This window comes from Streptomyces sp. NPDC059037 (genome assembly GCF_042740015.1).
Classification (GTDB): Bacteria; Actinomycetota; Actinomycetes; order Streptomycetales; family Streptomycetaceae; genus Streptomyces.
Genome location: NZ_JBHYIG010000055.1, coordinates 25,992 through 37,791, shown reverse-complemented (window position 1 = coordinate 37,791; position 11,800 = coordinate 25,992). Strand labels below are relative to the sequence as shown.

Genomic DNA, 11,800 nt, shown 5'->3' with positions numbered 1-11,800 from the left:
GCGTTTGGGGGGGCGCGGCTGGTGGGGGGGCGGGGGGGGCGCGGACTACGTGCGCGGGGCGGGGGGGGCGGGGGGGCGGCGCCCGGGCGCCCCGGCGGGCGGGGCCGCGGCCGTCACGGCTCCGGTATCCGACGGGCCGGTGGCCGAGCGCACCCCGGCGGGCGTGTGAAGGCCGAGAAGCGCTCCGTGGCCGCTGTGTGAACCGGCGCTGACCGGCCCTGACCTCCCTCGGCCCGCACGGTCCGTGGCCCCGCCCGAGCGGTGGGGCCACGGACCGTACTCTTGAGCACGTGCAGGAACTCCACGATGCCCCCCTCGCCCCGCTGACCACCTTCCGGCTCGGTGGCCCCGCGACCCGTCTGATCACCGCGACGACCGACGCCGAGGTGATCGCCGCCGTCCGTGAGGCCGATGACTCCGGGACCCCGCTGCTGCTCATCGGCGGCGGCTCGAACCTCGTCATCGGGGACAAGGGCTTCGACGGCACGGCGCTGCGCATCGCCACCAAGGGCTTCGAGCTCGACGGTACGAAGCTGGAGCTCGCCGCCGGTGAGGTGTGGACCGACGCCGTCGCCCGCGCCGTGGAGGCCGGGCTCGCGGGCATCGAGTGCCTCGCCGGAATCCCCGGCTCGGCGGGCGCGACGCCGATCCAGAACGTGGGGGCGTACGGCCAGGAGGTCTCGTCGACGATCACCGAGGTGATCGCTTACGACAGGAAGAGCTACGAGACGGTCACCATCGCGAACGCCGAGTGCGACTTCTCGTACCGTCACAGTCGTTTCAAGGCCGATCCGGACCGCTTCGTGGTCCTGCGGGTGCGCTTCGCCCTGGAGGACGCCCAGGGGATGAGCGCCCCGATCAAGTACCCGGAGACGGCCCGCACGCTCGGCGTGCAGGCGGGCGACCGGGTCCCGGCCGCTGTCGCCCGCGAGACCGTCCTGAAGCTCCGCGCGGGCAAGGGCATGGTGCTCGACCCCGAGGACCACGACAGCTGGTCGGCCGGGTCGTTCTTCACCAACCCGATCCTCACCGAGGACGAGTTCACCGTCTTCCACGCGCGCGTGGCCGACCGCCTCGGCCCGGATGTCGCGCCTCCCGCCTTCCCGACGGACGACGGCCGCGTGAAGACCTCCGCCGCCTGGCTGATCGACAAGGCGGGCTTCACCAAGGGCTACGGCGAAGGCCGGGCCCGCATCTCCACCAAGCACACCCTCGCCCTCACCAACCGCGGCGGCGCGACCACGGAGGACCTCCTGGCCCTCGCCCGCGAGGTCGTCGCCGGAGTGCGGGACGCCTTCGGGGTCACGCTGGTCAACGAGCCGGTGACGGTGGGCGTCAGCCTGTAGCCGCCTTCTACGTAGAGGGCGGCTGGCCGCGAGGCGGCCACTAAGCCGCCACTAGTAGGCGACGCCCACGCCCTGCTTCACCGTCGCCAGGTCGTCGATGGTCGCCAGCATCGCGTGTGCCACATCGGCCCTGCCGATGAACCTGCCGCTGACCGGAGTGCCCCCGACCACCCGGCGGTAGACGCCCGTCGCCGGCTTGTCCTGGAGTCGCGGCGGGCGCACGGACGTCCAGTCCGTCGCGCTGCGCGCCAGCTCGGCCTCCATGGCCCGCAGATCGTCGTACACCGCCTTCAGGATCCTGCTGACCAGGGATCCCGCGATCCGGTCGATCACCGGCTGACGCTCGGCGGGCGGGCCGACCGGCGCCGCGCTCACCACCACCAGCCTGCGCACCCCCTCGGCCTCCATGGCATGCACCACCGACCGGGTGAGGGTGGTCGCCACCCCCGTCCGGGCGTCCGCCGTCCCGCGCGCCCCGAGCCCCGAGAGCACCGCGTCCCGCCCGGCCACCGCGCCCCGCAGCGACTCCGGGTCCTTCAGGTCGGCACGGAAGACTTCCAGGCCGGCTCCCGTCGCCGAGAGCCGCGCGGGGTCGCGCACGACGGCCGTGACCTCGTGCCCCGTGGCGAGCGCCTGCCGGACGATCTCCCCGCCGACACCGCCGGTCGCACCGAAAACCGTGAGCTTCATTGCGTACCCTCCCCAGGTGGGTAAGTGTTCACTCACCCCTAGAGTGAGTATCCGCTCACCCCTTCGTCAAGCCTGGTTGGACGGCACATGCAGATGAAGCCCACCCGGGCCCGCATCCTCGACGCGGCCCATGAACTCATGCTCACCGTCGGCCTCTCCCGTGCCACCACCAAGGAGATCGCGAAAGCGGCGGGCTGCTCCGAAGCGGCGCTCTACAAGCACTTCGCCAGCAAGGAAGAGCTGTTCGTGGGCGTCCTCCAGGAGCGGCTGCCCCGCCTGGGCCCGCTGCTCCACCGCCTCGCCGAGGACCCGGGGGAGCGCCCGGTGGAGGAGAACCTCGCCGAGATCGCCCGCCTGGCCAGCCACTTCTACGCCGAGAGTTTCCCGATCGCCGCGTCCCTCTACGCCGAGACCAAGCTCAAGCGCCGCCACGAGGACTCCATGCGGGAGATGGGCACGGGCCCGCACATGCCCATCGAGGCCCTCGACGCCTATCTCCGCGCCGAACGCGACGCCGGCCGCATCGACCCGGGGGCCGACACCTTCGCCGCCGCCTCACTGCTCCTTGGCGCCTGCGCCCAGCGAGCCTTCGCCTACGACTCCACGGTCGGCAAACGGCCCCCGCAGCCCGTCGACGAGTTCGCGGCCGCCCTCGCCCGCACCCTCCTGGCGGGCATCAGCCGCTGAGCCACTCCTCGATCCCGGACAGCAGCTTCTCCTGTACGTCGACGGGTGCCGCCGAGCCGCGGACCGACTGCCGGGCCAGTTCGGCGAGTTCGGCGTCCGAGAAGTCGTGGTGCCCCCGCGCGATCTCGTACTGGGCGGCGAGCCGCGACCCGAAGAGCAGCGGGTCGTCGGCCCCCAGCGCCATCGGCACCCCGGCGTCGAACAGCGTCCGCAGCGGCACGTCCTCGGGCTTCTCGTAGACGCCGAGCGCGACGTTCGACGCCGGGCAGACCTCGCACGTCACGCCCCGGTCCGCGAGCCGCTTCAGGAGCCGCGGGTCCTCGGCGGCCCGCACCCCGTGGCCGATCCGCGCCGCGTGCAGGTCGTCCAGGCAGTCCCGCACCGACGCGGGCCCGGTCAGCTCACCGCCGTGCGGCGCCGCGAGCAGCCCGCCGTCGCGCGCGATCGAGAAGGCCCGGTCGAAGTCCCGCGCCATGCCCCGGCGTTCGTCGTTCGAGAGCCCGAAGCCGACGATGCCCCGGTCCGCGTACCGCACCGCGAGCCGAGCCAGCGTGCGGGCGTCCAGCGGGTGCTTCATGCGGTTCGCGGCGACCAGCACGCGCATTCCGAGGCCGGTCTCCCGCGAGGCGCTCTCGACGGCGTCCAGGATGATTTCCAGGGCCGGGATGAGCCCACCGAGCCGCGGCGCGTACGACGTCGGGTCGACCTGGATCTCCAGCCACCCCGACCCGTCCCGCAGATCCTCCTCGGCGGCCTCCCGCACCAGGCGCTGGATGTCCTCGGGCTCGCGCAGACAGGAGCGCGCGGCGTCATAGAGCCGCTGGAAGCGGAACCAGCCGCGCTCATCGGTCGCCCGGAGCTTCGGCGGCTCCGCGCCGGTCAGCGCCTCCGGGAGCCGCACGCCGTACTTGTCGGCGAGTTCGAGCAGGGTCGTGGGCCGCATCGACCCGGTGAAGTGCAGATGCAGATGGGCCTTCGGCAGCTCTCTTACGTCTCGTACACGCTCCATCCAAGGATCTTGCCGTACGCACATGGCGTCCCGGTAGCGCCTTTCCACCTTCGGGGCCTTCCCCGAACGAAGAAACGGGCCGCCTCCCCGGAGAGGGGAGACGGCCCGCACGCGCGCGTGGAGCGCGAAAACCGGCGGCCCTAGTCGCGGGCCTCGGCCAGCAGCTTCTGGATCCGCGAGACGCCCTCGACGAGGTCCTCGTCACCCAGGGCGTACGAAAGACGCAGGTAACCCGGCGTCCCGAAGGCCTCGCCCGGAACGACCGCGACCTCGGCCTCCTCCAGGATCAGCGCGGCGAGCTCGACGGAGTTCTGCGGGCGCTTGCCGCGGATCTCCTTGCCGATGAGGGCCTTCACCGAGGGGTACGCGTAGAAGGCGCCCTCGGGCTCCGGGCAGAACACGCCGTCGATCTCGTTCAGCATCCGCACGATGGTCTTGCGGCGCCGGTCGAAGGCCTCGCGCATCTTCTCGACGGCGGTCAGATCGCCGGAGACGGCGGCGATGGCGGCCACCTGCGCGACATTGGAGACGTTCGACGTGGCGTGCGACTGGAGGTTCGTCGCGGCCTTCACGACGTCCTTCGGGCCGATGATCCAGCCCACCCGCCAGCCGGTCATCGCATACGTCTTGGCAACGCCGTTGACCACGATGCACTTGTCGCGCAGCTCGGGCAGGAGCGCGGGGAGCGAGGTGAACGTCGCGTCTCCGTAGACGAGGTGTTCGTAGATCTCGTCGGTCAGGACCCACAGGCCGTGCTCGACGGCCCAGCGGCCGATCGCCTCGGCGTCGGCCCGGTTGTAGACGGCGCCCGTCGGGTTGGACGGCGACACGAAGAGGACGACCTTCGTGCGCTCCGTGCGAGCGGCCTCCAACTGCTCCACGGACACGCGGTAGCCCGTGGTCTCGTCGGCCACGACCTCGACCGGCACACCGCCCGCGAGGCGGATCGACTCCGGGTACGTCGTCCAGTACGGAGCCGGGACGATGACCTCGTCGCCCGGGTCGAGGATCGCGGCGAACGCCTCGTAGATGGCCTGCTTGCCGCCGTTCGTCACCAGGATCTGGGAGACCTCGGGCTCGTAACCGGAGTCGCGCAGCGTCTTCGCGGCGATCGCGGCCTTGAGCTCGGGAAGCCCGCCCGCCGGCGTGTAGCGGTGGTACTTCGGGTTCTTGCAGGCCTCGATGGCGGCCTCGACGATGTAGTCGGGCGTCGGGAAGTCGGGCTCACCCGCACCGAACCCGATCACCGGCCGTCCTGCGGCCTTGAGGGCCTTCGCCTTGGCGTCTACGGCGAGGGTCGCGGACTCGGAGATCGCGCCGATGCGGGCGGAGACCCGGCGCTCGGTGGGAGAAGTGGCAGCGCTCATGACCCCATCGTTCCAGACCCGAAACCGCCCCGGCACGCCCGTTTCCATGACCACCGGATCTGAAGCTGTTCGACGGGGCGCCGCTGAGCACGTACACTCACTGCTCGTTGGCCCTCACCGGCCGCGCCCTCTCAACGCACTCTGTGCACCGGGACGGATGCGGTAGGTTGGGGGAAATCAAAGGGTCGTAGCTCAATTGGTAGAGCACTGGTCTCCAAAACCAGCGGTTGGGGGTTCAAGTCCCTCCGGCCCTGCTACACACACCTTTCGCCAGGATGTGTGCGCATGTACGTACTGCAATGCACCGCCGTGCGGCTCAACCGGGCGCGGCACGGCCACGACCCGGAATCAGGTGAGGACGAGTGACGGACGCCGTGGGCTCCATCGACATGCCTGATGCCCAGGACGAGGCGCCGGAGTCCAAGAAGAAGGCCCGCAAGGGCGGCAAGCGCGGCAAGAAGGGCCCCTTCGGCCGTCTCGCGCTCTTCTACCGCCAGATCGTCGCGGAGCTCCGCAAGGTCGTCTGGCCGACTCGCAGTCAGCTCACGACGTACACCACCGTGGTGATTGTCTTCGTCGTCATCATGATCGGCCTCGTGACCGTGATTGACTATGGGTTCAACCAGGCCGTCAAGTACGTCTTCGGCTGAGCCGAGAGCGAAGGGCGCCGTTCCCGGCGCCCATTTCGCGCGTTCCACCCCTCTGTATCCAGGAAGAAGCAGCCACCGTGTCTGACCCGAACCTGAACGACGCCATCGAGTCGGCGGAGTCCGTGGAGGACCAGCTCGACATCGTCGAGGCGGCGGACGCCGAGGACCCGGACCAGGCCGAAGCTGCCGACGCCGCCGCGGGCGTAGCCGCCGAGGAGGCGGCCCTGCACGTCGAGACCGAGCCCGGTGACGAAGCCGACGCCGAGGACGAGACCCAGGAGGCCGGCGAAGCCGCTGAGGCCGCCGAGTCCGTCGAGGACGAGGAGGAGGCCGAGCCGGTCGACCCGATCGTCGCCCTGCGCGAGGAGCTCCGCACCCTCCCCGGCGAGTGGTACGTCATCCACACGTACGCCGGTTACGAGAACCGCGTGAAGACCAACCTCGAGCAGCGTGCCGTCTCGCTGAACGTCGAGGACTTCATCTTCCAGGCCGAGGTGCCGCAGGAAGAGGTCGCGCAGATCAAGAACGGCGAGCGCAAGACGATCCGTCAGAACAAGCTCCCCGGCTACGTCCTGGTGCGCATGGACCTGACGAACGAGTCCTGGGGCGTCGTCCGCAACACCCCCGGCGTCACCGGCTTCGTGGGCAACGCCTACGACCCGTACCCGCTGACCCTGGACGAGATCGTCAAGATGCTCGCTCCGGAGGCCGAGGAGAAGGCCGCCCGCGAGGCCGCCGAGGCCGAGGGCAAGCCCGCTCCGCAGCGCAAGGTCGAGGTCCAGGTCCTGGACTTCGAGGTGGGCGACTCGGTCACCGTCACCGACGGCCCGTTCGCGACGCTGCAGGCGACGATCAACGAGATCAACGCCGACTCGAAGAAGGTCAAGGGCCTCGTCGAGATCTTCGGCCGCGAGACCCCGGTCGAGCTCAGCTTCGACCAGATCCAGAAGAACTAGCCTTCGCGGCTTTCTCTGGAACACACGCTTCCGACCAGGTCAGACGGGCTGTCAAAGCCGGTCTGACCTGCTCGGTTTTTAGCTGCGCGACTATACCCGTTATCGTTGTGCGGTATGCCTCCATCCGGATGACCGGACGGTGGCTGAAAACTCTCACTAGGACCCGGAGAGAGCAATGCCTCCCAAGAAGAAGAAGGTCACGGGGCTCATCAAGCTCCAGATCCAGGCCGGTGCCGCCAACCCGGCTCCGCCGGTCGGCCCCGCGCTGGGCCAGCATGGCGTCAACATCATGGAGTTCTGCAAGGCCTACAACGCCGCGACCGAGTCGCAGCGTGGCTGGGTCATCCCGGTGGAGATCACGGTCTACGAAGACCGTTCCTTCACCTTCGTGACCAAGACTCCGCCGGCCGCCAAGATGATCCTCAAGGCCGCGGGTGTCGAGAAGGGCTCCGGCGAGCCGCACAAGACCAAGGTCGCCAAGATCACCGAGGCGCAGGTCCGCGAGATCGCCACCACCAAGATGGAAGACCTCAACGCGAACGACCTGGACGCCGCGTCGAAGATCATCGCCGGCACCGCCCGCTCCATGGGCATCACGGTCGAGGGCTGAGAACCTCCCCCGTCTGACCTTTCTCAGTGGTAGGGCCAAGCGCTGGTCCGCACCACGACTCCATACCTGAACCAACAGGAGCAGAAGTGAAGCGCAGCAAGACTCTCCGCGCTGCGGACGCCAAGATCGACCGGGAGAAGCTGTACGCCCCGCTCGAGGCCGTCCGTCTCGCCAAGGAGACCTCCGCGACCAAGTTCGACGGCACCGTCGAGGTCGCCTTCCGCCTGGGTGTCGACCCGCGCAAGGCCGACCAGATGGTCCGTGGCACCGTGAACCTCCCGCACGGCACCGGCAAGACCGCCCGGGTCCTGGTCTTCGCGACCGGTGACCGTGCTGCGGCCGCGGAAGCCGCTGGGGCCGACATCGTCGGCGCCGACGAGCTGATCGACGAGGTCGCGAAGGGCCGCCTGGACTTCGACGCCGTCGTCGCCACCCCGGACCTCATGGGCAAGGTCGGCCGCCTCGGCCGCGTGCTCGGTCCGCGTGGTCTGATGCCGAACCCGAAGACCGGCACCGTCACCCCCGACGTCGTGAAGGCTGTCAACGACATCAAGGGCGGCAAGATCGAGTTCCGCGTCGACAAGCACTCGAACCTGCACTTCATCATCGGCAAGGTGTCCTTCGACGACACCAAGCTGGTGGAGAACTACGCCGCGGCGCTGGAGGAAGTCCTCCGTCTGAAGCCGTCGGCCGCCAAGGGTCGCTACATCAAGAAGGCCGCGCTCACCACCACGATGGGCCCCGGCATTCCGCTGGACAGCAACCGCACCCGCAACCTCCTCGTCGAGGAGGACCCGGCCGCCGTCTGAATCTGACGGCAGCCGCGTCGCGTACGCGTTCTGTGGACGGGCCCCGCAACCTTTCGAGGTGGGGGGCCCGTCCTCGTATTAGCGCATGTCCGTCTGAGCTGTCAGAGGACTGCGCTAGCGTGCAGGCTTCACACGAGTACAAGGGGTGGGACGGCATGAACAGCACGACCATGCGACGTGCGGGTCTCTCGATCGCGGTGGCCGCCGCGCTGACCGGGGTCGCGGCCTGTGGCTCCTCCGGCGGTTCCGGGGGCGGTGAAAGCGAAGGCAAGGGCAAGGGCTCGCCGGACCTCAGCCCGATAGCCGCCCTGCGCACCATCGAGACCAAGACCGACGACGCCGATTCGGCCAAGGTCGAGGGCAAGACGGTGATGGGCACTCAGATGTCGATGGACATGGACGGCTCCATGGCCTGGAAGGACGGCATCACCGGCAACGTCACCGCGACGCTCACCGGCGGCACCCAGGCCGAGCAGATGAAGCAGATGGGGCAGTCGGAGATCGACTACCGCTATCTGAAGACCGGCTTCTACGCCAACATGGGCGACGAGTTCGCGTCCCAGGCGGGCGGCGGCAAGCACTGGATCGAGTACGACTACGCCACGCTGGCCGAGATGGGCGGCGCCGCCGGCTCCGCCTTCAAGGACCAGATGCAGAACACCACCCCGAACCAGTCGGTCAAGATGCTGCTTGCCTCGGGCGACGTGAAGCGCGTGGGCGAGGAGACGGTGCGCGGGACCAAGACGACGCACTACTCCGGAGTCGTCGACGTCGCCGACTTCACCGGCAAGAACGCGGACCTCGACGCGGGTCAACTGGCCGAGCTGAAGAAGCAGTTCAGCCAGGCCGGCATGAGCACCGAGACGATCGACATCTGGGTGAACGGCGACGACCTGCTGGTCAAGAAGACCGAGAAGGCCGACATGAAGACCGGCGCCTTCTCCCAGACGGTCTACTACAGCGACTACGGCACCCCGGTCACCGTCGAGAAGCCCCCGGCCTCGGACACGGTGAGCTTCAAGGACCTCATGAAGCAGCAGCCGCAGGCCTGACCTCGGAGGTCAGGTAGTCTCGCCACGAAATATGTCGTTCATGTGTTCCTAGGGGTGGGGTCATGACTGTTGTTTCCGTACGTGGGGACAAGGGACGTAAGAGAGTGGCGGGCGCCGTGCTCGCCACCGCGCTGCTCTGTACCGGCGCGGTGGCCTGCCAGGGCTCCGACGGCGGCAAGAAGACCAAGGGGGCGGGCTCGGGGGAGACCCAGTCCCGGTCGCAGGTGACCGAGGTCATCACGGCGGCGTACAAGAAGACGTCGGCCGCCAAGTCGGCCAAGGTCGAGATGACGATGTCGATGCCGTCGAAGATGGACGGCGGCGGCACGATGAAGATGTCCGGCGTCATGGGCTGGGACCCGACCGTCATGGATATGACGATGACGGGCTCCGCGCTCACGGCGGGCGACCCGGACGCTCCGGAGAAGGTCCGGATGCTCTGGCGCGACAACGTGATGTACATGGACATGGGCGAGGCCGCGGCCAAGGGCATGGGTATGGGCATGGACGGCAAGCGCTGGGTGAAGATGGACCTCAACGCCATCGCCGAGCAGGCCGGTGACCCGAAGCTCGCGAAGCAGATGACCGGCGGCCTGGACAGCATGAACCAGGACCCGGCGCAGCAGCTCGCGCTGCTCCTGGACTCGCCGAACCTGAAGCACGTCGGCTCCGCGAAGGTCGACGGCGTACAGACGCAGCGCTACAAGGGCCGGCTCACCGTCAAGGAAATGATGGAGAGCAACAAGGGGCTCGACGACGTGCTCAGCAAGAGCGAGCGCGATGAGCTCTTCAAGGGCATCGAGAAGTCCGGGATCAAGGGGTACGACACCGAGGTCTGGGTCAACGAGGACGACTACCCCGTCCGCATGGACATCGACGTCAAGAGCCCCGAGGGCACGATGAAGACCTCGCAGAAGTTCTCCGACTACGGCGCCGCCGCCAAGGTGACCGCGCCGCCGGCCAAGGAGACCTTCGATCTGATGGAGATGTTCAAGGAGCTCGGCGAACTCGGCAAGGACGGTGCAGGCTCCGGAGCCGACAGCGGCTTCTGAGTGGCCCGCTGACCGATTTGCTTGACGCGATCCCGTTCGCGTACTCTTCCCCAGAAGCCAAAGACCGCTGGTCGTTGCCGTGCGCTCGCAAGAGAGTGCGGTGGCCGAAGGATCCGCTGAAACTGCGGACGACCCGCGCAGGTGACTGTGGAAGTGCTCCCGGACGGGATTCCGTCAGGTCGAGCTCACGCCCCGTGCACCTGTGCCGGGGCGTTTTGTTTTGTCAGCCCCTTCTGAGCGGTCCTCATCACCCGGAAGGAGGCCGACGCTCTATGCCGACGCCCGACAAGGCTGCCGCGGTAGCCGAGCTCACGGACAAGTTCCGCAGCTCGAACGCCGCCGTGCTGACCGAGTACCGGGGTCTCACCGTGGCCCAGCTCAAGCAGCTGCGCCGTTCGCTCGGTGAGAACTCCGAGTACGCCGTGGTGAAGAACACGCTGACCAAGATCGCGGCCAACGCGGCCGGGATCACCTCGCTCGACGACCAGTTCAACGGTCCGACGGCAGTTGCCTTCGTCACCGGTGACCCGGTGGAGTCGGCGAAGGGTCTTCGTGACTTCGCCAAGGACAACCCCAACCTCATCATCAAGGGCGGTGTCCTTGACGGTAAGGCGCTGACCGCTGATGAGATCAAGAAGCTCGCGGACCTCGAGTCCCGCGAGGTTCTGCTCGCCAAGCTGGCGGGCGCCATGAAGGGCAAGCAGTCCCAGGCTGCCGCGCTCTTCCAGGCGCTTCCCTCGAAGTTCGTCCGCACCGCGGAGGCGCTTCGTGCCAAGAAGGCCGAGCAGGGCGGTGCCGAGTAATTCGGCTCGCGCATTGATCGACGCCCGCTAGGGCGCCGGTCGCAGCGGGCCGAACGTACGCCCGCCTACATACACACCCGGCACCAGCCGAATTAGTGGAAGGATCGCCCATCATGGCGAAGCTCAGCCAGGAAGACCTGCTCGCCCAGTTCGAGGAGCTCACCCTCATCGAGCTCTCCGAGTTCGTGAAGGCGTTCGAGGAGAAGTTCGACGTCACCGCCGCCGCTCCGGCCGCCGTTGCCGTCGCGGGTGGCGCTGCCGCTCCGGCCGAGGCCGAGGCCGAGCAGGACGAGTTCGACGTCATCCTCACCGGCGCCGGCGAGAAGAAGATCCAGGTCATCAAGGTCGTGCGTGAGCTGACCTCGCTGGGTCTCAAGGAGGCCAAGGACCTCGTCGACGGCACCCCGAAGCCGGTCCTCGAGAAGGTCGCCAAGGACGCCGCGGAGAAGGCCGCCGAGGCCCTCAAGGGCGCCGGCGCCTCCGTCGAGGTCAAGTGACCTCGCGAGTCGTCTGACTCTTTCTGAGAGCCTTCTGGGCTCTCTCTGAGCGCCGTCAGCGGCGCTTGCCAAGGGCGATCACCCATCTGGGTGGTCGCCCTTCGGCGTTCCCCGGCGCACCCGTGACGGCTGCCTTGCGCTGCCGGTCGCGACGAGTATGGTGATCTTCGTTGTGCCTCGGGACGACCCGTGACGGTGACGGTCCCAGGGCCGCGTCGGGGCCATGTGGAGGCAGGGGGGCCTTGACGAACCGCACGCAGCGCGCAATTCTC

The 11,800-nt window shown here is 68.6% G+C and carries 13 protein-coding genes and 1 tRNA gene; 11 read left to right on the top strand and 3 right to left on the bottom strand.

Annotated elements, in window-relative coordinates:
* Nucleotides 1-290 precede the first annotated feature (290 nt).
* Nucleotides 291-1,346, top strand: coding sequence for a UDP-N-acetylmuramate dehydrogenase (locus ACFWY6_RS14505; RefSeq protein WP_384689304.1), 1,056 nt, complete (start codon nucleotides 291-293; stop codon nucleotides 1,344-1,346).
* 51 nt (nucleotides 1,347-1,397) lie between these two features.
* Here the strand turns inward: ACFWY6_RS14505 and ACFWY6_RS14500 are convergent, their stop codons facing one another.
* Nucleotides 1,398-2,036: an NAD(P)-dependent oxidoreductase gene (locus ACFWY6_RS14500; protein WP_384689301.1), complete on the bottom strand. Its 639-nt coding sequence runs from the start codon at nucleotides 2,034-2,036 to the stop codon at nucleotides 1,398-1,400.
* A gap of 87 nt (nucleotides 2,037-2,123) precedes the next feature.
* Here ACFWY6_RS14500 and ACFWY6_RS14495 point away from each other — a divergent pair, with 87 nt between their 5' ends.
* The gene (locus ACFWY6_RS14495) at nucleotides 2,124-2,723 is read left to right on the top strand and encodes a TetR/AcrR family transcriptional regulator (RefSeq protein WP_266863206.1); all 600 of its coding nucleotides are present in this window, start codon (nucleotides 2,124-2,126) and stop codon (nucleotides 2,721-2,723) included.
* On the opposite strand, the gene ACFWY6_RS14490 is transcribed toward ACFWY6_RS14495, so the two are convergent.
* A complete protein-coding gene (locus tag ACFWY6_RS14490; protein WP_384689297.1) occupies nucleotides 2,713-3,732 on the bottom strand; it encodes an adenosine deaminase in 1,020 nt (339 codons plus the stop codon). The genes ACFWY6_RS14495 and ACFWY6_RS14490 overlap by 11 nt on opposite strands.
* A gap of 140 nt (nucleotides 3,733-3,872) precedes the next feature.
* Nucleotides 3,873-5,099 (bottom strand): pyridoxal phosphate-dependent aminotransferase, encoded by a 1,227-nt coding sequence (locus tag ACFWY6_RS14485; protein WP_360768471.1) that lies wholly within the window; start codon nucleotides 5,097-5,099, stop codon nucleotides 3,873-3,875.
* Between the two features lie 181 nt (nucleotides 5,100-5,280).
* Between ACFWY6_RS14485 and ACFWY6_RS14480 the strand changes: the two genes are divergently transcribed.
* The 9 genes from ACFWY6_RS14480 (at nucleotide 5,281) to rplL (ending at nucleotide 11,528) form a co-directional block, all read left to right on the top strand.
* Nucleotides 5,281-5,353: transfer RNA gene (locus ACFWY6_RS14480), tRNA-Trp, on the top strand.
* 108 nt (nucleotides 5,354-5,461) lie between these two features.
* Nucleotides 5,462-5,749: a preprotein translocase subunit SecE gene (secE, locus tag ACFWY6_RS14475; protein ID WP_190084400.1), complete on the top strand. Its 288-nt coding sequence runs from the start codon at nucleotides 5,462-5,464 to the stop codon at nucleotides 5,747-5,749.
* A gap of 77 nt (nucleotides 5,750-5,826) precedes the next feature.
* On the top strand, nucleotides 5,827-6,705 hold the full coding sequence (gene nusG, locus ACFWY6_RS14470; RefSeq protein ID WP_384689293.1) for a transcription termination/antitermination protein NusG: 879 nt from the start codon (nucleotides 5,827-5,829) through the stop codon (nucleotides 6,703-6,705).
* Between the two features lie 175 nt (nucleotides 6,706-6,880).
* Nucleotides 6,881-7,315 carry a 50S ribosomal protein L11 gene (rplK, locus tag ACFWY6_RS14465; protein ID WP_160506641.1) on the top strand — a complete coding sequence of 145 codons (435 nt, stop codon included), beginning with the start codon at nucleotides 6,881-6,883 and terminating at the stop codon, nucleotides 7,313-7,315.
* A gap of 86 nt (nucleotides 7,316-7,401) precedes the next feature.
* Entirely contained in the window at nucleotides 7,402-8,124 is a 723-nt protein-coding gene (gene rplA, locus ACFWY6_RS14460) for a 50S ribosomal protein L1 (RefSeq protein ID WP_360768477.1), read from the top strand.
* A 155-nt stretch (nucleotides 8,125-8,279) separates the two neighbouring features.
* Nucleotides 8,280-9,176: a hypothetical protein gene (locus ACFWY6_RS14455; RefSeq protein ID WP_384689288.1), complete on the top strand. Its 897-nt coding sequence runs from the start codon at nucleotides 8,280-8,282 to the stop codon at nucleotides 9,174-9,176.
* A gap of 62 nt (nucleotides 9,177-9,238) precedes the next feature.
* Nucleotides 9,239-10,228, top strand: coding sequence for a hypothetical protein (locus tag ACFWY6_RS14450; protein WP_384689285.1), 990 nt, complete (start codon nucleotides 9,239-9,241; stop codon nucleotides 10,226-10,228).
* Nucleotides 10,229-10,500: 272 nt separating this feature from the next.
* Nucleotides 10,501-11,031 carry a 50S ribosomal protein L10 gene (gene rplJ / locus ACFWY6_RS14445; protein WP_384689282.1) on the top strand — a complete coding sequence of 177 codons (531 nt, stop codon included), beginning with the start codon at nucleotides 10,501-10,503 and terminating at the stop codon, nucleotides 11,029-11,031.
* A 113-nt stretch (nucleotides 11,032-11,144) separates the two neighbouring features.
* Nucleotides 11,145-11,528, top strand: a complete 384-nt coding sequence (gene rplL / locus ACFWY6_RS14440; RefSeq protein ID WP_384689279.1) for a 50S ribosomal protein L7/L12 — start codon at nucleotides 11,145-11,147, stop codon at nucleotides 11,526-11,528.
* Nucleotides 11,529-11,800 lie beyond the last annotated feature (272 nt).

What these genes read in the sequence shown, in the direction of transcription:
- ACFWY6_RS14500 (WP_384689301.1), bottom strand. Translation starts at nt 2,036, where the DNA reads ATGAAGCTCACGGTTTTCGGTGCGACCGGCGGTGTCGGCGGGGAGATC.
- ACFWY6_RS14495 (WP_266863206.1), top strand. Translation starts at nt 2,124, where the DNA reads ATGCAGATGAAGCCCACCCGGGCCCGCATCCTCGACGCGGCCCATGAA.
- ACFWY6_RS14490 (WP_384689297.1), bottom strand. Translation starts at nt 3,732, where the DNA reads ATGGAGCGTGTACGAGACGTAAGAGAGCTGCCGAAGGCCCATCTGCAT.
- ACFWY6_RS14485 (WP_360768471.1), bottom strand. Translation starts at nt 5,099, where the DNA reads ATGAGCGCTGCCACTTCTCCCACCGAGCGCCGGGTCTCCGCCCGCATC.
- rplK (WP_160506641.1), top strand. Translation starts at nt 6,881, where the DNA reads ATGCCTCCCAAGAAGAAGAAGGTCACGGGGCTCATCAAGCTCCAGATC.
- ACFWY6_RS14455 (WP_384689288.1), top strand. Translation starts at nt 8,280, where the DNA reads ATGAACAGCACGACCATGCGACGTGCGGGTCTCTCGATCGCGGTGGCC.
- ACFWY6_RS14450 (WP_384689285.1), top strand. Translation starts at nt 9,239, where the DNA reads ATGACTGTTGTTTCCGTACGTGGGGACAAGGGACGTAAGAGAGTGGCG.
- rplJ (WP_384689282.1), top strand. Translation starts at nt 10,501, where the DNA reads ATGCCGACGCCCGACAAGGCTGCCGCGGTAGCCGAGCTCACGGACAAG.
- rplL (WP_384689279.1), top strand. Translation starts at nt 11,145, where the DNA reads ATGGCGAAGCTCAGCCAGGAAGACCTGCTCGCCCAGTTCGAGGAGCTC.